The organism is Gloeomargarita sp. SKYB120, assembly GCA_025062155.1.
Classification (GTDB): Bacteria; Cyanobacteriota; Cyanobacteriia; order Gloeomargaritales; family Gloeomargaritaceae; genus Gloeomargarita.
This window is the reverse complement of the sequence record JANXAM010000003.1, coordinates 79,355-98,905: the sequence shown is the minus strand read 5'-3', so window position 1 is coordinate 98,905 and position 19,551 is coordinate 79,355. Positions and strand designations below refer to the sequence as shown.

The following is a 19,551-nucleotide window of genomic DNA, read 5'->3' as shown; positions in this document are numbered from 1 at the left end:
CATTGCCATGGCATCCGGTAGCGGCGAGGTCATTCGGATTCGCGGTGCCCGCCAGCACAATCTCAAAAATATTGACCTGGAATTGCCCCGCAACCAGTTGATTGTGTTTACGGGGGTATCGGGGTCGGGTAAATCTTCGTTGGCCTTCGACACGATTTTTGCCGAAGGACAGCGGCGCTACGTAGAGTCCCTGAGCGCCTATGCCCGCCAGTTTGTGGGTCAACTGGACAAGCCGGATGTGGATGCGATTGAAGGATTGAGTCCAGCGATTTCCATTGACCAAAAATCCACGTCCCACAACCCCCGCTCGACGGTGGGAACGGTCACAGAAATTTACGATTATTTTCGCCTGTTATTTGGGCGCGCCGGTGTGCCCCATTGCCCCATTTGCGACCACAACATTAGCCCGCAAACGGTGGACCAAATCGCCGACCAGATTCTCAGCTTGCCCGCCGGAACCCGTTTCCAGCTCCTGGCGCCGGTGGTCAGGGGCAAAAAAGGAACCCACCAAAAAATCTTGGCCCATATTGCCCAGCAGGGATTTGCACGGGTGCGGGTGAATGGCACGGTCTATAGCTTGAGCGAGGTGCCGCCCCTGGATAAAAACCACAACCATCGCATCGAAATCGTGGTAGACCGTTTGGTCATCAAACCGGATTTGCACAGCCGTTTGGTGGATTCGTTGACAACGTGTTTGCAGCACGGCGAAGGGGTGGTGATTGCCAGTATTCAGCAGGGGGAAACCTGGCGCGATTGGGTGTTTTCAGAAAAATTTGCTTGTCCTGAACATGGGGCTGTCATGTCAGAGTTGTCGCCCCGTTTATTTTCCTTTAATTCTCCCTATGGCGCCTGTCCTGAATGTCATGGTTTGGGGTTTTTGCGCCGCTTTAGCCCAGAACTGGTCGTGCCCAATCCCAAATTGCCCCTTTATCAAGCGATTGCTCCCTGGTCGGATAAGCCCCATGACTATTACTTGGGGCTGTTGGACAGTTTGGGGAAAACCTACGGCTTTGATTTGGCGACCCCCTGGTACAAGCTCACGCCAGCACAGCAGGACATCATCCTGCATGGCGCGCCGGAACCCATCTGGATAGGCGGCTCACGGCAGGGCTACTGGAAAAAATACGAAGGGGTGTTAAACATCTTGGAACGCCAGTATCGGGAAACGACGTCAGAATTGGTGCAGCAAAAGTTAGACCAGTACCGGTTCGATGCTCTCTGCCCTACGTGCCTGGGAACCCGTTTGAAACCGGAAGCGCTAGCGGTGCGAGTTGGCGGCTACCGCATCACCGATTTCACCAGCGTTTCGGTACAGGAATGTCTGCAGCGTCTCGACCGCTTGGAACTGACGCCCCGCCAGGCCCAAATTGCCCATCTGGTGCTTAAGGAAATCCGGGCGCGGTTGCAGTTTTTGGTGGACGTGGGGCTGGACTATTTAACGCTGGACCGCCCAGCCATGACCCTTTCCGGTGGGGAAGCCCAGCGCATCCGCCTGGCGACTCAAATCGGCTCAGGACTGACCGGCGTTTTGTACGTGTTGGATGAGCCGAGCATCGGCTTGCACCAGCGGGACAACAGCCGGCTATTGGCCACCCTCAAACGCCTGCGGGATTTGGGCAATACGTTGATCGTGGTGGAGCACGACGAGGAGACGATTCGCAGTGCCGACCACATCGTGGATATTGGCCCAGGCGCGGGGGTCCACGGCGGGCGCATTGTCGCTCAAGGCAAGTTGGAAGACATTCTGAACCATCCTGAGTCCATCACGGGTGCCTATTTATCGGGCCGCAAAGAAATTGTCACACCCGCCCGACGACGGCCTGGCAATGGCAAAACCCTGCGATTACTCGACGCCCATCGCCACAATCTCAAACATATTGATGTGGAGATTCCCCTCGGGATGTTTGTGTGTGTGACGGGGGTGTCGGGGTCGGGCAAATCCACCCTGATCAACGAGTTGCTCTATCCGGCGCTGGCGCACCATTTCGGGCACAAAATTCCCTTTCCATCGGAACTGCGAGCGATTGAGGGCCTGGAAGCGCTGGATAAGGTCATTGTGATTGACCAATCCCCGATTGGGCGCACCCCCCGTTCCAATCCGGCCACCTACACGGGGGCGTTTGACGTGATCCGAGCCATTTTTGCCGAGACGCCAGCGGCTAAAGCCAGGGGTTACAAGGCGGGCCATTTTTCCTTCAATGTCAAAGGGGGGCGCTGCGAAGCCTGCGGCGGCCAAGGGGTGAATGTAATTGAGATGAATTTTTTGCCCAATGTCTATGTGCAGTGCGAGGTGTGCCAGGGCAAACGCTATAGCCGCGAGACGCTGGAGGTGAAATACAAGGGCAAATCCATTGCCGACGTGCTGGATATGACAGTGGAGGAGGCCTGCGAGTTTTTTGCGGCAATTCCCCAGGCGGTCAGCCGCCTGCAAACGCTGGTGGATGTGGGGCTAGGGTATATTCGCCTGGGGCAAACGGCACCTACGCTGTCGGGAGGGGAAGCGCAGCGGATTAAACTGGCTACCGAGCTGTCCCGCCGGGCGACGGGTAAAACGCTTTACCTGATTGATGAACCCACCACCGGTTTATCGTTTTATGACGTGCATCGCCTGTTGGACATCATCCAGCGGCTGGTGGACAAGGGAAATACGGTGCTGGTGATTGAGCACAATTTGGATGTGATTCGCTGTTGTGATTGGGTGATTGATTTGGGGCCGGAAGGAGGTGAACGGGGTGGGGAAATTGTGGCCACGGGGACGCCCGAACAGGTGGCGGACAATCCCCATTCCCACACCGGTCGCTACCTGAAAAAGGTGCTGGCGCAACATCCCCCGCCGTCAAATCCGGCATAATAAAAACCGGTGGCCCTCGGGTAGTGCGGTATGGATTTGAAGGCCCTGATTCGTGAAATTCCCGATTTTCCCCAGCCAGGCATTCTATTCCGCGACATCACCACGCTACTGGCACACCCCGAAGGATTGCGTTACACGATTGACGAGTTGGCACGGCGGTTTCGCGACCATCAGGTTGATGTCATTGTTGGGCCGGAATCGCGGGGGTTTATTTTTGGCGTGCCGTTGGCCTATGCGCTGGGATGTGGTTTTGTGCCGGTGCGCAAGCCGGGAAAATTACCGGGGCCGGTCCATCGGCGGGAATACGCTCTAGAGTACGGAACGGACCAGTTGGAAATTCATCAGGACGGGATTCAGCCAGGGCAGCGGGTGCTGGTGGTGGATGATTTGCTGGCAACCGGCGGAACCGCCCGAGCCGTCGGCGAACTGGTGCAACAGGCCCAAGGGGAACTCATCGGGTTTGGGTTCATCATCGAGTTGGCCTATCTGGGCGGACGGAAACGCTTGCCAGACACGGTGATCGAAACCTTGGTGACCTACGAGTAAGGGATGAAACGCCTGGTTACGCGACTGCTGGGTAGCTATTGGTTCAAGCGGCTGTTGCAAGCTCTATTGACCCTGTGGTTGGCGTCGGCGCTGTCGTTTGCCATCATGCAACTGGCGCCGGGGGATTATTTGAATACACTGCAGCAGAACCCGACGATTTCCGCGGAAACGGTGGAGGCCCTGCGCCAGCAATTTGGGTTGGATAAACCGCCGGTGGAACAGTATTTTCTGTGGTTGTCTCAGGTGTTGCGGGGCAATTTTGGGGAGAGTTTTGTCTATCGGCGACCGGTGGCCCTGTTGCTCTGGGAACGGGTGCCAGCTACACTGCTCCTGGCAGTCGCATCGCTGGTCTTGACCTGGGGCCTGGCGATTCCCTTGGGGATTGTGGCGGCGGTCAACCAGAACCGGCGGTTGGATTATTTGCTGCAGGGAGTGAGTTATATCGCCCAGGGATTTCCCAGTTTTATCGCCGGTTTAATCCTGCTGTTTATCGCCCAGCGCACGGGCTGGTTTCCGGTCGGGGATATGACAAGCCTGGATTTTGAGGATTTAACGTTGTTGGGAAAGATATTGGATGTGCTGTGGCACTTGTGCTTGCCGGCGTTGACGTTGACGATTATCAGTTTTGCCGGGTTGCAACGCTTGATGCGAGGAAACTTGCTGGACGTGTTGCGCCAGGAATATATCCGCACGGCCAGGGCCAAGGGGTTGCCGGAAACGCGGGTGATCTACGTCCATGCGCTGCGCAATGCCATTAATCCCTTGATTACCCTGCTGGGGTTTGAATTCGCTACCCTGTTGAGCGGGGCGTTTATCTCGGAATATTTCTTCAATTGGCCGGGGTTGGGACGCTTGATTTTGCAGGCGGTAACCGCCCAGGACCTGTACTTGGTGATGGCCAGTTTGATGCTGGGGTCAGTGATGTTGATCGTGGGCAATTTACTGGCGGATCTACTCCTGCAATGGGCGGACCCGCGCATCCAATTCCAGCGGGAACCTGTTTCCTTGGACTAGAAAAAAACGGCTTGGTTGTGGGCGCAGTGGAATGTTAAGCTAACAGGAGTATATGGCTGGCGATGGCTTGGCGATTGCGGTTTACCCTGGTAGTTTTGACCCTATTACCCTGGGTCATCTGGACATCATCGAGCGGGGGAGCCGGTTGTTCAGTCGGGTGATTGTCGCGGTGCTGGCCAATCCCAGCAAAACGCCTCTATTTCCGGTCGCCCAGCGGGTGCGGCAGATCAAGCAGGCGACGGCCCATTTGCCCAACGTGGAGGTGGACAGCTTCGATGGCTTGACGGTGGCCTATGCTCGCCGGCGCCAGGCACGGGTAATCTTGCGGGGGTTGCGGGTGCTGTCGGACTTTGAGTACGAGTTGCAGATGGCCCACACCAACCGCTCCCTGGCTCCCGAGATTGAAACCGTGTTTCTCACTACCACCACTGAGTACAGTTTTTTAAGTAGTAGCGTGGTCAAGGAAATTGCTCGCTTCGGCGGCAGTATTGACCATCTGGTACCCCCATCCCTTGTTGCGGAGATTGAACAATGCTTCCGACCTCGCATGTCAGCGACGTGACCCAATTGGCCACCCTGCACCTGCGCCAGGAACTGGACCGCCTGGAGGAAATCCTGGTGGCCGACAGCCCGCGCGTGCCCCTGAGTGGCCGGCTTCTGGTGAACGAGCAGATGATTTTTGCCCAGCTAGACCACATCCGCCACAACTTACCGGCGTTGGTGGTCGAAGCGGAGCAGGTGTTGCAGCAGCGGGAGCAGATCTTGCGCCACGCCCAGACCCAGGCCCAGCAGATTGTCCTGCAAGCTGAGCAGCAGGCGGCGCGGTTACTGGACCAGCACGTGATCCTGCAACAGGCTCAACAGGAGGCCCAGCGTCTCCGGCATCAGGTGCAGCAGGAATGCGCAGCGCTCCGCCAGAGTACGATTGCCGAGTTGCAACACCTGCGCCAGCAAACCCAGGAGGAATTAGCGCGGCAACGGCAACAGGCGGAGGCGGAACGGCAACAGTTGATCCAGGGCGCGCAAACCTACGCCCAGCAGGTGTTGACGTTGCTAGAGCAGGTGCTAGGCGAAAATCTCCAGCGGGTGCAGCAGGGGCGGCAACAGTTGCAGCAACGCCAGCCGGAAGCCTCGCGGTAAAGTTATCTAAGAGTAGGGGCGGAGGACAGCGATGACCCTGACCGAAGAGGCGACGATTGCCAGCGTCAGCGCCCAGTTGGAGCAAAGCCCACATTACCTGCGGATTAAAAAGTTATTGATTTTCGCCTGCACTGGGACGTGGGAGACCGAGCCGGAGCGGTTGGCGGCGGTGGACCTGCGGGACCTGCTGGTCAAGACCCTCGAGGTGCGGCCCACGATGCGGGAGTTGCGACCCACCTTGGAAAATCTGGTGCGCAACTTGAATAAGCCGGTGGAGTACATGGCGGTGGCGGAAACCATCCTGCGGGCGATGGCCGCCCTTTACCCCGATGAAGACCCTACCGAGTGGTTGCGCACCCAGACACCCCCGGACCAAGCAGCGATTCTGCCGCCCCAAGAGTGGTTTGACCTGCGCCTGGAACTGTTCAACCGCACCAACCCCTTGCGCTTAAAAATCTTGGTGGCCCGAGTGTTGCGCCAGGGCGACATGTTGCTGACAGCTCCCTGGCTGATGGTCAAGGGGTTGGAGCTGGAACGGCTGCTGCGGGACCTGTTGTTGGCGTTTCCCGATTACGACGAGCTATGCCAGCGCCTAGAGACTACTGCGGAACAATTGGAAGAACCGGAGGAATATCAACAGGTGGCTGGGACGCTGCGAGAAGTGCTCCAGCCCGTGTATCAACGGTTGCAAAAACGCCCCACCATTGCCGATGTGCAACCAAGTCCGCCGGTGGAGTCGCCTCCGGAACCGGTGGTGGTCATCGGCCCTGAGCCGGAGATGTCCCCCGAACCGGTCATCGCGCCAGTGGTCACGGAACCGGACGCGCCAGCAGTGGAACGGGTGAGCGACTTGTTACGGCAGGAACTTTCGACGGAAGTGGTGTTGCGCCAGCGAGTATCCACGGCGGTGGAGCAGGTCATGGCCCATATCGAGCAGGTCTTTCGCCAGTTGGAGGGGGATTTGGAAGCGGTCGCCCGTGATTTACCGCCTTCGCTGCGTTACCGTTACCTGCGAGAGTTTGTCGGCCAGGTGCAAGCCGTTGCCAACCGGTTGACCCAGATTCTTGACCGGTTAGACCAAGGGGGGGCGTGACGATGGATGCCGCCGAACTGCTCCAGCGCTACAGCCAGGGAGAGAGCGACTTTTCAGGGCAAGACCTGCGGGGCGTTCGGCTAAACCGAGCGGATTTAATTAATGTGAACTTGTCTCGTTGCGATTTACACAGCGCCGAGTTTGTCTTTGCCTATCTCAGCCGGGTGAATTTTCAGGAAGCCAAACTCAACCAGGCCAACCTCAGCGGCGCCTATCTCTCGCAAGCCAATCTCTCGGCCAGCGACCTGAACGCCGCCCAGTTGCATGGCAGTGTCTTGTACCGGGCCAATCTCTCCCGCGCCCACGCCATCTTTGCCAATTTCCTAGACGCCAGCCTGGTGGAAGCCAATCTTCAGGGCGCCAATCTCTCCAGTGCCACGTTGCGCGGGGCTTGCCTACGGAATGCCAATTTGGGCAAAGCCGCCAAAGGCGGTAGCGAGCGGGTGAACCTCCGCCGGGCAGATTTGCAGGGCGCGGATTTACAGGGAGCGGATTTGCGGGGGGCGGATTTGTGCTGGGCGGACTTGCGCCGGGCCAATCTCAGGGGAGCGAAATTGCAAAACTGTCACCTGGCGAATGCCAACCTCAGCCATGCCATCTTGGATGAAGCCAATCTCAACGAAGCGGACCTGAGCCAAGCCATCCTGCATCGAACCCAACTGAACCTGGCGCAACTGGTGCGAGCTGTACTACTGGAAACTGATTGCACCGACGCGCAATTCCAGCAGGCCAATTTAACCGAAGCCAAGGCCAGCAAAGCCATTTTCCTGCGCTGCCAGATGGATGAAGCCAAATGCGCCCGCGCCGACCTCACCCTGACGAACCTGTGCCAGGCCCGTTTGACCCACGCAGTACTTCACGAAGCCTATCTCACCAAGGCGGACTTGCGGGATGCCGACCTGAGCCACGCCAACCTAGCCCGAGCCGACATTGGGGGAGCCAATCTCAATGGTGCGATTTTGCGCCACACCACCATGCCGGATGGTCGCGTCACCTAAAGCGCTGGTACCGGTTGGGTCAAACAGTGCAGCCCGCCCAAGCCTTCAATAATGGCCCGGCTATCAATGCCCACGACGCGCCGCTCGGGAAAGCACTTTTGCAGGAGCGTCAGGGCAACCTCATCCTGGGGGTCAGCAAACGTGGGAACGAGCACCACCTGGTTCCCGATGTAGAAATTGGCGTAGCTGGCGGGTAACCGCTGGCCGCGCTGGCATACCGGCTGGGGCATGGGTAAGGCGATGAGTTGCCAGCCCTGGGTGGCAGCAATGGCCTGCAGCTGTTGCCAATTCGCCTCCAGCGCTGGGTAGTTGGGGTCACCGGGATTGGCTTCGCGCGCGACCACCAGCGTATCGGGCGCAACAAAACGGGTTGTGACATCCACATGGCCATCGGTGTCATCGCCTTGAATTTCGACCTCTAGCCAAATCACCTGCGCCGCCCCAAAAACTTCCCGAAAAATCGCGTCCCACTGGGCGGTGGTTAACCCAGGATTGCGCTGGGGATGGAGCAAACAGGACCGAGACGCCAGCAAGGTTCCCTGGCCGTTGGATTCAATCGCTCCTCCCTCCAACACCAGGTCAAACGTGAGACGGGGAACGCCTAAAATGGCTGCCATTTGCCTGGCTACTTGCTGGTCGCGGTCCCAGGGGGGATATTTTTGGCCCCAAGCGTTGTATTGCCAGCAGGTGGCGACGAGCTTTTGGTCTTCCTCGATAAAGATGGCTCCGTGGTCGCGGCACCAGGCATCGTTGGTGGGCAGGATATGAAAAATAACGTTTGTACAGTCACCTAATAGCGTTTGCACGTGAGCTTGGTGCGCTTCATCTAGTACGTTGATATGCACGACTTCCCCCCGCTGTAGGTAACCAACCGCTTGGGCTAACGCCTGTTCGGCTGCGGCTAAGTGTTCCGGCCAGGTTTCCCGGTTGTGGGGCCAGGACAACCAGGTAGCTTGGTGGGGTTCCCATTCGGCAGGCAAGCGGCGTTTGGGGGACATTGGGACAGCGTTACACGTCCCCCTGATTGTACCTACTGGAGTGCCCTGTTATACTTTTTGGGGGTTGGGCTGGGGAGTGATGGCTCATGAGCTTATTTTGGTTGCGCACGACGGTTGTCGCTGGGGTCATCGCGCTAAGTTGGGGAGCCGTCGCCTGGGCCACCGAACTGCGGGTGTGTATTCAGCAAGGGGTCAAAACAGTGCGGGTCGGCGTTTCCGGCGCAGCAGTGGTGACCGATGGAGCTGGACGCACCCTGGGACCTTTGCCACCGATGCTGGGATTCACGGCGCAACTCCAGGGGGGACAAGTCCGGCTACACACCTACCAGGCGCGGGATTTGTGGGTGCGACCGACCGATGGCGGGTTTGTCTATATCAGTGATGATTGGTACCGAGGACGCCTGCGCTTAGTGGCGCGAACCGACGGGCTGCTGGCGGTCAATCACGTGCCGTTGGAAGCGTATCTCTTCAGCGTGGTGGGTTCGGAAATGTACCCCGATTGGCCCTTGGAAGCCCTGAAAGCCCAGGCCGTAGCCGCCCGTTCCTTTGTCCTGTACCGGCTGCGCCGCCCGGCTGACCGGGATTTCGACGTGGGCCGCACGGTGACTTGGCAAGCCTACAAGGGCTACAGCCGCGAATCGGACCGCACCCGCGAAGCCGTGTTAGCCACCACCGGTCAAGTGCTCACCTACCGGGGCCAGATCATCGAAGCGGTGTATCATGCGGCGTCGGGGGGCCATACGGAAAATGTGGAAGATATTTGGGCGTCGCCCCGGCCCTACCTGCGCGGTGTACCCGACTTTGACCAGGAAGCGCCTGTTTATAGCTGGCAGAAAACCTTTACCCCGGCAGAACTCAGTCGCCTGCTCCCCGGCGTGGGTCGAGTCACGGGCTTTACCGTCGAGCGCCGCACTCCCCGTGGTCGCGTTCTCCAGATACGGGTCACAGGCACCCAGGGCAGTCGCACCTTCAGCGGGGCTGAACTCCGGCAACTGCTGGACTTGCGCAGTACCTTGTTTGACGTCATTCCTACCCCCAGCGATGTCGCCAGCGCCGATTTGCTCCACCCCACACCTGGCGGTTTTACGTTTCAAGGACGGGGCTTCGGGCATGGGCTGGGCATGAGTCAATGGGGAGCCTACGCCTTGGCCCAACGCGGGTACAACTACCAGCAAATTCTCCAGTACTACTACCAGGGTGTGGAAATCAGCCAGTGGCGTTAGGCGCAAACAGTGGCAACTCTCCCTGTACCGCCGTATCCCCCAAAGTGATCTGAGAATGCTTTTCTAACCGGTGCATGATCTCCCGCGCCCGGTTAATAACGATGGGGGGTAAACCAGCCAAACGTCCGGCTTCAATGCCATAGGAACGGTCGGCGCCCCCCGGTCGCACCTGGTGCAAAAACACAATCTGGTCCGCTAGCTCCTGCACCACCACTTGATAATTCGCCACATTTTTCAAAGTATTTTCCAGTTGATTTAACTCGTGGTAGTGCGTGGCAAAAATCGCCCGGCAACGCAAATAAACCGCCAGGTATTCCGCCACCGACCAAGCAATCGCCAGCCCATCAAAGGTGGCCGTCCCCCGTCCAATTTCATCCAGCAACACCAGCGAACGGTCCGTCGCATGATGCAAAATGTTGGCCGTTTCGCACATTTCTACCATGAACGTGGACTGTCCCATTGCCAAGTCATCCACCGCCCCCACGCGGGTAAAAATGCGGTCGCAAATGCCAACTTTGGCCTGCGTCGCTGGGACAAAACTACCCATTTGGGCCAGCAACTGAATCAAGCCCACCTGTCGCAAATAACAGCTTTTGCCACTGGCGTTTGGCCCCGTCAAGATCATCAAATCGGTACCCGTGCCTAATTCCGTATCGTTCGGGACAAAACACCCCGCCGGTAACAATTGCTCCACTACTGGGTGCCGTCCCTGTTTGATCACCAGTTCCCGTCCCTGGACAATCTCTGGCCGGTGATAGTTGTGGATCACTGCCACTTCCGCCAGTCCCGCCAGCACATCCACCTGCGCAATTTTTTGGGCCAAGGGCCGGATTAGATGCTGGTGCAAAGACACTGCCTGGCGCAATTGCAAAAACAATTCATACTCCCGTTGATTGATTTCCGTCTGTAGATTCAAAATCCGAATTTCCCGCTCTTTCAACTCTGGTGTAATGTAACGTTCTTCGTTGGTGAGCGTTTGCTTGCGAATATAATCCGGCGGCGCCTGTTCACTTTTGGAGCGGGTGATGCTGATGTAATAGCCAAAGGTTTTATTAAAGCCCACCTTCAGCGTCGGAATCCCTGTGCGTTGTTTTTCCGTCACTTCCAATTGGGCAATCCAGTTTTGGTCATCGGCGAGCGTTTGGCGCAAGCGGTCGAGTTCTGCATCAACGCCAGCACGAATCAACCCCCCTTCGGTCAACGTCACCGGCGGCGATTCCACCAGAGATTCCCGTATGCGTTCCCCCAGCGCTTCTAGTTCCGGCGGTATGGACTGCAAATCCCGCAAGTACTGGGACTGGACATCAGCCAGCACCTGGGCCAGCCGACTTGCCGCCAACAGGGAATCCGCCAGCGCCAGCAAATCTCGGGCATTGGCCGTTCCCGCCTGCACCCGCCCTAGCAACCGCTCTAGGTCATACACTTGCTTGATATGCTCCCGCACCTGTTGCCGCAACAACCCCTTGTTAACCAGCTCTGCAATCGCATCCAGGCGGGCATTGATGGCCTCCACATCCAGCAGCGGTTGCAGCAGCCAACGCCGGAGCAGACGCGCCCCCATCCCCGTCACCGTCCGGTCAATCGCCCAGAGCAACGACCCGTGAAACGCCCCTTCCCGCACGGTCTGCGTCAGTTCCAAATTCCGGCGCGTCTGCTGGTCCAGCCGCATGAACTCGCTGATGAAGTAGGTCGTGGGCAACTGCAGCCCCGTATGGTAGTGCCCTTGATGTTGCGCCAAATACGCCAGTAATCCCCCCGCCGCCCGAATCGCCAGCGGCAAATGCTCACATCCCAGCCCTTCCAGCGACTTCAACCCATAGGTTTCTAACAATTGTTGTCGCGCCTGGGCCAGTTGAAAAAAACGTTGCGGCTGCAATGTATAGGTAAATTGGGTGGGCAGACCAGCAGGAATTTTCCCTTCTGATTCCCCAGGTCGTAATAGCCCAATCAAATCAGGAATTTCCGTGGGCAAAACAATTTCCGCCGGTTGAATGCGCAGCAGTTCTTGCGTGAGATTGTCCAAACCTTGCGCCTGCGTCAAACGAAATTCCCCTGTCGAGACATCTCCATGCGCCAATCCCCAGTGTTCCCCTTGCAACACCAAAGCCGCCAAAAAGTTATTTTCCCGTGCCGGCAAAAGCGCTTCTTCTAACAGCGTCCCCGGTGTAAAGACCCGCGTGACTTCTCGCCGCACCATGCGTCGTTCTTTTTCGGCAATCGCTGCATCTTCCGTCTGGTCGCAAATCGCTACGGCATAGCCTTTTTTGAGTAATTGATTGGCATATCGTTCTAGCGCGTGGTAGGGGATGCCAGCCATGGGAACTTTGCCAATTTCTTTGCCCCCGTATTTACTGGTCAAATAGAGTTCTAACTCCCGCGCCACCGTTATGGCATCTTGGAAAAACGTCTCATAGAAATCGCCCACCCGATAGAGCAAAAGCGCGTGCTGGTACTGGTCTTTGACCTGGCAATAGTGGCGCAACATATCCACCAATTGCTCACGGTCTACCTGGCGATAGTCGCTATTTTCCAACATGGCTCCAGCTCCCCCACTGCTCCCCGATTATACCCCAAGCGTTTATTTGCCGATACAAAACTTACTGAAGATGCGATCCAGCATCGCTTCGGTGATTTCTTCACCAGTAATACTCCCCAGCGCTTGAATCGCTGTGCGCAGGTCAATCGTCCAAAAATCCACCGGCAATTGTTGCGCCATAGTCGTTTGCATTTGTTGCAGCGCTTTTTGGGCTTGGAGCAAAGCTGTTTGCTGTCGCTGGTTAATCGTATAGGTGAGATTGGTTTGCTGCACTTTCCCTTGAAAAATCCGCTCTAGCAAGACCGACTCTAACTGGTCGATACCGCTCCGTTGCAGGGCAGATGTATAAACCACCGGTTGTAGGTGCGCAGGTAGCCGCGGGAGAGATGGAACCAAATCAGTTTTATTAACCACAAAAATCACTTTGCTAGCGTCTAATTCTTGATACAAAGCTTGGTCCATTTCTGTCCATCCTTCCGCAGCATTGATCACCAGTAAAATCACATCGGCATTTTGCATGGCCTGGCGAGAACGGTGAATGCCGATTTGCTCCACGGGGTCATCTGTATGACGAATCCCGGCGGTATCCAGAATTTCGACTGGAATTCCCTGCACTACCAGATAGGCATCCACCACATCCCGTGTAGTTCCCGGCAAATCGGTAACAATGGCCCGTTCCGTTTGACTCCAAGCATTCAGCAAGCTCGATTTGCCCACATTCGGACGCCCGACAATCGCCACCTTGATCCCGCGCCGCAACCAAACACCCCGCTCTGCTGTTGCCAATAATTCTTCAATCTGGCGGAGTATATCGCCAATCCGGTCTTGAATCTCTTGCGAATTGAGCGGTGGTAAATCTTCATCGAAATCAATCCGAGCTTCCAGTTCCGCCAGAATGTCCAAACATTGATTGCGCAGTTGCCGAATGCGTTGTCCCAGTTTCCCCTGCAAACTACCCAGCGCCATTTCCGCCGATAGCGATGATTTTGCCCCGATGAGATCGGCAATCGCTTCTGCTTGGGTCAGGTCAATCCGGCCATTCAGAACCGCCCGCAAAGTAAACTCACCCGGTCGAGCCAGTCGCGCTCCCTGTTCAATACACAAATTCAACACCTTTTGCACCGTAATAATGCCCCCGTGACAGTGAAATTCCACCACATCTTCGCGGGTGTAGGAACGGGGAGCTAGCATCAGGAGTAACAGCGCTTCATCAATGACTTGCCCCGCTGGTGTGCGCACAAAACCATACAGAATGCGATGGCTTTCCCATACTTGCTTCCCCGGCGCATGAAAAATTTTACGAGCAATCGCAACGCTCTCTTTGCCTGACAAGCGCACAATGGCAATACTCCCTTGCTCCGGTGCCACCGCCGTCGCAATCGCCGCAATTGTATCCCCTAAATCCAGCATCAACTGCTGCGGAAAATCAACCGCTCTCGATGAATATGAACCAGATGAACGTCCGGCGACCCGACGGTTTGGAATAGGAATAAAACGTGTTCGGGTTGCAGGGATTGACCATCAGCGCTCCATGACCCTTGATAAAGAATGTCTGCTTGCTGGTCTTGGGTTGTCACCAACTCCAACCGGTACAGTTTTTCGCGCAAATTGATCCGTTTTGGTTTCCCGCTTTTGGTCTGGCCTTCCCACCACAGGGCTTCCATCGCTAAAATCTGGTGAATCCACGTGGACCAATCGGCGCGGGCATCTGGTGCATCAAGGGCGAATGTTAACCGGTATTCGACCGCTTCTAGCAATTCGGTACTGGCCGGCGCTCGCACAGGAATTTCCTGCACTTCATACAGGGGAATATCGGCGGGTAATTGCGCCTGCAATGCTTGTAAAAACGCTTGGGGATCACACACTTGGTGCAACTCAAAATCCACAATTTCACCGGTGCTGGTTACCCCCAAAGGTAAGGCCGTCGCAGGCACAATGCGGGGACTCGGATGAAACCCTTCCGTAAAGGCAATGGGTAAATTTGCCCGCCGGATGGCCCGGTCAAACAAGCGCATTAAATCCAGGTGACTCAGCAGCGCCATTTCCCCTAATTTGCCAAATCGCACCCGTAACCGTTGCACCCGTTGCGTGGGAATGTTCGGCGTGATTTTTGCCGTTGGTAAAGGCGGCGGGGGCACGACCACATTGTGACCCAAATCCACGCCACACACGCCGCAATGGGAACAGCTATCAAAGGAACAGTCGGGAACGGTGGCAGCAGCCAAAGCGCGTTCTAAATCTTCCACCAGCCACTTTTTATCAATCCCCGTATCAATATGGTCCCAGGGCAAGGGCTGGTTTAGCAGGTAAGCTTTGTCTAGTTTTTCAAACCATTGTCCTTGTTCAATCGAGCGATATTTCCACGTCAACCCTGCTTCTCGGATTGCTTGCTCCCAGGCGGCATAAGCTCGGTCGAGCGATTCCCACCAGGCGTCCATGCCAGCGCCCAATTCCCAAGCCCGGCGGATCACTTTTCCTAACGAGCGGTCCCCCCGCCCCAAAAAGTCTTCCATCGCCGAAATCCGGACATCGGTGAAATTGGCTTTGAGAGCGCGCACATGCTTAAATTCTTGCCGGAGTAATTCCTGTTTGCGCAGGAACTCTGACGTGGCCACAGAATGCCATTGAAAGGGCGTGTGGGGCTTGGGCGTGAAATTAGAAATGGTGACGTTAAAACCAATGGGTTTGCGACCATTGCCCCGGCATTCCCGCTGCAACCATTTCAACGTCTCCGCAATGCCAATCACATCCGCGTCGGTTTCGCCTGGCAACCCAATCATGAAATACAATTTCACCCGGTCCCAACCTTGTTCCCAAGCAGTTTTGACGCCCCGGAGTAGCTCTTCATTCGTGAGACCCTTGTTAATAATATCCCGCATCCTTTGGGTGCCTGCTTCGGGCGCAAAGGTGAGTCCGCTTTTGCGCATTCCCCCCACAATTTCGGCGATATGTTCATCAAAACGGTCCACCCGTTGACTGGGCAAGGATAAACTCACCGGTTGGTCGGCTAAACGACGTTTAATTTCTAACCCAACAGCAGGCAAAGACAAATAATCCGAGCAACTCAAAGACAGCAATGAAAACTCATTGAACCCCGTTGCCCGCATCCCTTTTTCGATGGTTTGAATCACCGTTTCCGGGTCCACATCCCGCGCCGGACGAGTGAGCATTCCCGGCTGGCAAAACCGGCATCCCCGCGTGCATCCCCGGCGAATTTCCACCGTCAACCGGTCATGCACCGTTTCCACATAAGGGACCAATCCAATGCCGTAGGCAGGAATGGGCGCAGCAACCCGACGTAGGATGCGCGGGGGCACATCATCGCGAATGGGAACAACGGCGCCATCCGGCTGGGGCGCATAAAACTCGGGCACGTAAACCCCAGGAATTTGCGCCAAATCCAGGAGTAATTCCTGACGCGATAAACCGGCGGCTTTCCCTTCTAAGAGCACCAAGCCGATTTCGGGGAGTAATTCTTCCCCATCCCCAATAGCAAAGAAGTCAAAAAAGTCCGCGTAGGGTTCTGGATTTCCGGTTGCGGTCGGACCGCCGGCAAAAATGAGTGGATAGTGACCGTCGCGCCGTTCCTGTGTCGTTAACGGAATCCCAGCCAAATCGAGCATTTCTAAGATATTGGTCGCCCCCAATTCGTAACTCAAGCTGAAGCCAATAATGTCAAATTCGCGTAAACTGCGGCGGGATTCCACAGCGAATAAAGGTGTTTGGGTTGCGCGTAATTTGGCAGCTAAATCGGGAGCGGGTAAATAGGCGCGGTCGCATAGTTGATCAGGCTGGGCGTTGATGATGTTGTAGAGAATGATGTGCCCTAGGTTGGAGGCACCCACTTCGTACAGTTCGGGATAGCTCAATACCCACCGCACCTGAGCACTTTCCCAGGGTTTGCGCACCGCCCCCAGCTCTTGTCCTAAATAGCGCGCTGGTTTACTGATGCCGGAATGGAGTAATGATTCAATTGCTACCGCCATCGGTACTCCCCACCGAAAGGGCTTGGTTTTCCAAGACGGACTTGCGTAGAATAGACAAGCGAAGGGTATTTCTAACGTTAGCACAGTCTGGGAGAGCCTGGGGAACGGGAATGGTGGATGTGGAGGAGCTGGACCGGCGTTTGGAACGGTTAGCCCAGAGTCGGCAGGCGTCATGGGAAGCGGTACGGGAGACCCAGAGCGTAGTGCGTGCGGGTATTGCCCATTTCCAAAACCATCCCCCCCACTGGGTAAAGCCCAAGGTCTCTACGCCCCCCAAACCGCCGACGCTGGCCGATAGGATCAACGCCTGGCTCGACCGCATTCCCACTCCCATCTGGAACAATCTGCCGATAGTGATTGGCACGTTGCTGGGACTCCTGCTGGCGGACTGGTTGGGGGCCTGGTAGGTGTTGCTCGTGCCGCCAGACTGGCCGGAATACCGAGGCGAACCTTTGCGATTGGGCGTTTTGGCCTCCGGCAAGGGGAGTAACTTTACGGCGATTGCGCAGGCGATTGCGACGGGAAAATTACCGGCGATAGTCACGGGCGTGGTCTATAACAATCCTGAGGCGCCGGTGCGAGAACGGGCGAAGGAAGCGGGCGTTCCCTGTGCGTTGATCAACCACCGCGATTATCCCGACCGGGAGAGCTTTGATGCAGCCGTTGTCCAGACGTTGCAGCGCTGGGGAGCGGAGTGGGTGATCATGGCGGGGTGGATGCGCCGAGCGACGACGGTTTTGCTGGAACCCTTTGGGTCGCGGATTCTCAACATCCATCCCAGTTTGCTGCCGTCGTTTCCCGGTACCCGTGCGGTGGAACAGGCGCTGGCTGCTGGAGTGAAAATCACGGGCTGTACGGTGCATCGGGTGATCTTGGCGGTGGACCAGGGGCCGATTATTGCGCAGGCAGCGGTGCCCGTCCTTCCGGGTGATACGGTGGCGACGCTCCATGCCCGCATTCAGGAACAGGAACACCGGCTGTATCCCCCGGCGATTCTCTGGGCGGCGGTGCAGGAGTAGATGTGCTATGCTTATTACTCACCTGGGGGCGTGGCGGAATGGTAGACGCTACGGACTTAAGCAATTGAGCCTTGTGGGAGAAATCCTGCAAGTGAACGCTCTCAAATTCAGGGGAACCTACGTCTGCGCATGCAGATACGGCAATCCTGAGCCAAGCCGGACGCGGAACCGTTCGGAAGGTGCAGAGACTCGACGGGAGCTACCCTAGCGACGGATGGTCGTGGGTAAAGGGAGAGTCCAATTCTCCAGGGGCCTAGGCCCTCCGGCGAAAGTCGGTGGAGAATGAAAATCCGTTGACCCTAAAGGTCGTGAGGGTTCAAGTCCCTCCGCCCCCATTCGATGCCCACACCCACCGCCGCCGCTGCGATTTCCGCCAGCACACTCACCAGGCGATACCCAATTGCCGCCGCCAAAACGGTGCCGGTAGGGATCACACCCTGCAAACTGACGGTCAAGGTCGCTTCAAAAACGCCCAAGCCACCCGGTGCTAGCGGCACGATAAACCCTAACAGCCAGGCCAGCCCAAAAGCGCCCCACAGGACGGGTAGCAGACGCCAAGAAAGCGACACCCAGGTCCCAAGCACGCACAAAAATCCCAATCCCCGCAATCCCAGAAACAAGAGATTGCCCAGCAGCAAGGGCAACGGGTACTGGCGCAACGGGGGTAAAGCTGTCCCCTGAACTTTACGACGTCCCACCCAGGTCAACAAGCGGTTCAAACACCAGGGATGAATGCCCACCAGCACCACCACCAGCGCCAGCAACGGCCACGACCCCTGTTGCCAGCGATGGATTCCCACCAGCAACGCCGCCGCCGCCAGCAACAGCGCCTCCAGCAAAATACTCACCAGCACAATCCCGGTGGGAATCTGCCGCGCTTGGGCCGCCCGCACCCGCCCGTAAAAATGCCAGACATTGCCTGGAATGTATTTCGCCAGATTGGTCTGCACATACAACGGCACCGCCCAGCGACTCGGCACGGGATAGCCCAGGAAGCCTAAACTTTGTCCCCAAAGCCAGCCAGCCCACAGGTGCGCACTGGTGGTCACCAGCCCGGCCATGAGCCACCACTGTTCCCAGCCCGGTTGCCAGGACAACTGCTGCACGTCGCTCCAGGACTGAACCAGCTTGCGCCCGAGAAACCCTAGCACCAGCGCCCAGGCCAGCCAGCGCCAGTAACGTTTCACCGCAGGGCACGCAGTTGGGGCACCAGCGCCTGCAAAGCCCGACCGCGATGACTCACCTGCTGTTTTTGGGCGGGTGTCATTTCCGCAAAGGTCATGCCCAGCGCCGGCACATAAAAGATGGGGTCATACCCGAAACCACCGGTGCCCCTAGGGGCGGTAAGAATTTCTCCTTCGCAAATGCCCGTTGCCTCCGCCACGATGTCTCCCTGGGGATTCGCGACCGCCACCACACAGACAAACCGCGCTGAGCGTTCCGGTTCATCCCCCAGCTCCAACAAAAGGCGCTCAATCCGCTCGGCATCAGTCCGGCCATAGCGGGACGAATACACTCCCGGTGCCCCGTCTAAACTCGTAACTTCCAAGCCGGAATCGTCCGCCAGCGCCCAACACCCCAAGGCCAGGGCCGTCTGCACCGCCTTCATCCGCGCATTTTCCGCAAACGTCTCCCCCGTTTCCTCCAGGATCAGGTCTGCTGGCGGGATCAGGCAATTCCATTCCCGTAGGTAAGCCCGAATTTCCCGCACCTTGCCTGGGTTGGTCGTCCCGAGCACCAGGTCAAAAGGGGGTGGCATATTCCTCTTCCGTTTCCAGAACGGGCGTCACCGGTGCAGGAGCTTCGCTCGTCACAGGTGTCCCCACCTGAATAGGGAAAATCCGCGCCGCTGTCAACTCTGCTCGCGTAGTGCGTAGGCCGCCCGGCAAATCCGCCTTGATCATCCCCAACCGGCCTTCGATAATGATGTGGTCCCCCACCTTGAACTGTTTGGCCGTCTGTTCCGCCAGATTGCCCCAGGCCACGACGCGCAACCGTCCACAGGGGTCCTCGGGCCGCAGACCCGGAAACTGCACCAGCATATCCGTCACTGGCAGTTGCTGGTCCTGGGTGTAGCGCAGTTGCGGCTCTCGGATGATTTCCGCTTGCAGGATACAGACGTTCATGGTCTCAACATCCGTGCGAAT

At 57.1% G+C, this 19,551-nt stretch carries 17 protein-coding genes; 10 read left to right on the top strand and 7 right to left on the bottom strand.

From position 1 onward, the window contains the following. Nucleotides 1-7 precede the first annotated feature (7 nt). From uvrA to NZ705_02225, 7 genes are read left to right on the top strand one after another with little or no spacing between them, the layout of a single operon-like run. Entirely contained in the window at nucleotides 8-2,851 is a 2,844-nt protein-coding gene (uvrA, locus tag NZ705_02255; protein ID MCS7291784.1) for an excinuclease ABC subunit UvrA, read from the top strand. A 30-nt stretch (nucleotides 2,852-2,881) separates the two neighbouring features. Next, the gene (locus NZ705_02250; GenBank protein ID MCS7291783.1) at nucleotides 2,882-3,397 is read left to right on the top strand and encodes an adenine phosphoribosyltransferase; all 516 of its coding nucleotides are present in this window, start codon (nucleotides 2,882-2,884) and stop codon (nucleotides 3,395-3,397) included. Between the two features lie 3 nt (nucleotides 3,398-3,400). Continuing rightward, a complete protein-coding gene (locus NZ705_02245; protein ID MCS7291782.1) occupies nucleotides 3,401-4,411 on the top strand; it encodes an ABC transporter permease in 1,011 nt (336 codons plus the stop codon). 52 nt (nucleotides 4,412-4,463) lie between these two features. Then, a complete protein-coding gene (gene coaD / locus NZ705_02240; protein MCS7291781.1) occupies nucleotides 4,464-4,973 on the top strand; it encodes a pantetheine-phosphate adenylyltransferase in 510 nt (169 codons plus the stop codon). Beyond that, nucleotides 4,943-5,551 carry an ATP synthase F0 subunit B gene (locus NZ705_02235; protein MCS7291780.1) on the top strand — a complete coding sequence of 203 codons (609 nt, stop codon included), beginning with the start codon at nucleotides 4,943-4,945 and terminating at the stop codon, nucleotides 5,549-5,551. The genes coaD and NZ705_02235 overlap by 31 nt, the downstream gene beginning before the upstream one ends. Before the next feature lie 31 nt (nucleotides 5,552-5,582). After that, a complete protein-coding gene (locus tag NZ705_02230) occupies nucleotides 5,583-6,644 on the top strand; it encodes a hypothetical protein (GenBank protein MCS7291779.1) in 1,062 nt (353 codons plus the stop codon). 2 nt (nucleotides 6,645-6,646) lie between these two features. After that, complete coding sequence (locus NZ705_02225; GenBank protein ID MCS7291778.1) at nucleotides 6,647-7,642, top strand: pentapeptide repeat-containing protein; 996 nt, start codon at nucleotides 6,647-6,649, stop codon at nucleotides 7,640-7,642. On the opposite strand, the gene NZ705_02220 is transcribed toward NZ705_02225, so the two are convergent. Continuing rightward, nucleotides 7,639-8,640 (bottom strand): agmatine deiminase family protein, encoded by a 1,002-nt coding sequence (locus NZ705_02220; protein MCS7291777.1) that lies wholly within the window; start codon nucleotides 8,638-8,640, stop codon nucleotides 7,639-7,641. The two genes, NZ705_02225 and NZ705_02220, sit on opposite strands and share 4 nt — an antisense overlap. 86 nt (nucleotides 8,641-8,726) lie before the next feature. Here NZ705_02220 and NZ705_02215 point away from each other — a divergent pair, with 86 nt between their 5' ends. Beyond that, nucleotides 8,727-9,863, top strand: coding sequence for a SpoIID/LytB domain-containing protein (locus tag NZ705_02215; protein MCS7291776.1), 1,137 nt, complete (start codon nucleotides 8,727-8,729; stop codon nucleotides 9,861-9,863). Here NZ705_02215 and mutS read toward each other — a convergent pair. From mutS to NZ705_02200, 3 genes are read right to left on the bottom strand one after another with little or no spacing between them, the layout of a single operon-like run. Next, complete coding sequence (mutS, locus tag NZ705_02210; GenBank protein ID MCS7291775.1) at nucleotides 9,847-12,399, bottom strand: DNA mismatch repair protein MutS; 2,553 nt, start codon at nucleotides 12,397-12,399, stop codon at nucleotides 9,847-9,849. The two genes, NZ705_02215 and mutS, sit on opposite strands and share 17 nt — an antisense overlap. A gap of 42 nt (nucleotides 12,400-12,441) precedes the next feature. After that, nucleotides 12,442-13,809 (bottom strand): tRNA uridine-5-carboxymethylaminomethyl(34) synthesis GTPase MnmE, encoded by a 1,368-nt coding sequence (mnmE, locus tag NZ705_02205; GenBank protein ID MCS7291774.1) that lies wholly within the window; start codon nucleotides 13,807-13,809, stop codon nucleotides 12,442-12,444. Beyond that, nucleotides 13,809-16,385: a TIGR03960 family B12-binding radical SAM protein gene (locus tag NZ705_02200; GenBank protein MCS7291773.1), complete on the bottom strand. Its 2,577-nt coding sequence runs from the start codon at nucleotides 16,383-16,385 to the stop codon at nucleotides 13,809-13,811. Before NZ705_02200 ends, mnmE begins: the two co-directional genes overlap by 1 nt. 110 nt (nucleotides 16,386-16,495) lie before the next feature. Here NZ705_02200 and NZ705_02195 point away from each other — a divergent pair, with 110 nt between their 5' ends. Continuing rightward, on the top strand, nucleotides 16,496-16,792 hold the full coding sequence (locus tag NZ705_02195) for a hypothetical protein (protein MCS7291772.1): 297 nt from the start codon (nucleotides 16,496-16,498) through the stop codon (nucleotides 16,790-16,792). Between the two features lie 9 nt (nucleotides 16,793-16,801). Then, on the top strand, nucleotides 16,802-17,404 hold the full coding sequence (gene purN / locus NZ705_02190) for a phosphoribosylglycinamide formyltransferase (GenBank protein ID MCS7291771.1): 603 nt from the start codon (nucleotides 16,802-16,804) through the stop codon (nucleotides 17,402-17,404). A 299-nt stretch (nucleotides 17,405-17,703) separates the two neighbouring features. Here purN and NZ705_02185 read toward each other — a convergent pair whose 3' ends face one another. Genes NZ705_02185 through NZ705_02175 form a run of 3 tightly spaced genes read right to left on the bottom strand, consistent with a single transcriptional unit; the run spans nucleotide 17,704 to nucleotide 19,530 of the window. Further along, on the bottom strand, nucleotides 17,704-18,591 hold the full coding sequence (locus NZ705_02185; protein MCS7291770.1) for a hypothetical protein: 888 nt from the start codon (nucleotides 18,589-18,591) through the stop codon (nucleotides 17,704-17,706). Continuing rightward, a complete protein-coding gene (gene rdgB / locus NZ705_02180; protein ID MCS7291769.1) occupies nucleotides 18,588-19,163 on the bottom strand; it encodes an RdgB/HAM1 family non-canonical purine NTP pyrophosphatase in 576 nt (191 codons plus the stop codon). Before rdgB ends, NZ705_02185 begins: the two co-directional genes overlap by 4 nt. After that, nucleotides 19,147-19,530: a single-stranded DNA-binding protein gene (locus NZ705_02175; protein ID MCS7291768.1), complete on the bottom strand. Its 384-nt coding sequence runs from the start codon at nucleotides 19,528-19,530 to the stop codon at nucleotides 19,147-19,149. The genes rdgB and NZ705_02175 overlap by 17 nt, the downstream gene beginning before the upstream one ends. Nucleotides 19,531-19,551: the final 21 nt, after the last annotated feature.

Coding starts and splice junctions, on each gene's coding strand:
- uvrA (MCS7291784.1), top strand. CDS start 8: ATGGCATCCGGTAGCGGCGAGGTCATTCGGATTCGCGGTGCCCGCCAG.
- NZ705_02250 (MCS7291783.1), top strand. CDS start 2,882: ATGGATTTGAAGGCCCTGATTCGTGAAATTCCCGATTTTCCCCAGCCA.
- NZ705_02245 (MCS7291782.1), top strand. CDS start 3,401: ATGAAACGCCTGGTTACGCGACTGCTGGGTAGCTATTGGTTCAAGCGG.
- coaD (MCS7291781.1), top strand. CDS start 4,464: ATGGCTGGCGATGGCTTGGCGATTGCGGTTTACCCTGGTAGTTTTGAC.
- NZ705_02235 (MCS7291780.1), top strand. CDS start 4,943: ATGCTTCCGACCTCGCATGTCAGCGACGTGACCCAATTGGCCACCCTG.
- NZ705_02230 (MCS7291779.1), top strand. CDS start 5,583: ATGACCCTGACCGAAGAGGCGACGATTGCCAGCGTCAGCGCCCAGTTG.
- NZ705_02225 (MCS7291778.1), top strand. CDS start 6,647: ATGGATGCCGCCGAACTGCTCCAGCGCTACAGCCAGGGAGAGAGCGAC.
- NZ705_02220 (MCS7291777.1), bottom strand. CDS start 8,640: ATGTCCCCCAAACGCCGCTTGCCTGCCGAATGGGAACCCCACCAAGCT.
- NZ705_02215 (MCS7291776.1), top strand. CDS start 8,727: ATGAGCTTATTTTGGTTGCGCACGACGGTTGTCGCTGGGGTCATCGCG.
- mutS (MCS7291775.1), bottom strand. CDS start 12,399: ATGTTGGAAAATAGCGACTATCGCCAGGTAGACCGTGAGCAATTGGTG.
- mnmE (MCS7291774.1), bottom strand. CDS start 13,809: ATGCTGGATTTAGGGGATACAATTGCGGCGATTGCGACGGCGGTGGCA.
- NZ705_02200 (MCS7291773.1), bottom strand. CDS start 16,385: ATGGCGGTAGCAATTGAATCATTACTCCATTCCGGCATCAGTAAACCA.
- NZ705_02195 (MCS7291772.1), top strand. CDS start 16,496: ATGGTGGATGTGGAGGAGCTGGACCGGCGTTTGGAACGGTTAGCCCAG.
- rdgB (MCS7291769.1), bottom strand. CDS start 19,163: ATGCCACCCCCTTTTGACCTGGTGCTCGGGACGACCAACCCAGGCAAG.
- NZ705_02175 (MCS7291768.1), bottom strand. CDS start 19,530: ATGAACGTCTGTATCCTGCAAGCGGAAATCATCCGAGAGCCGCAACTG.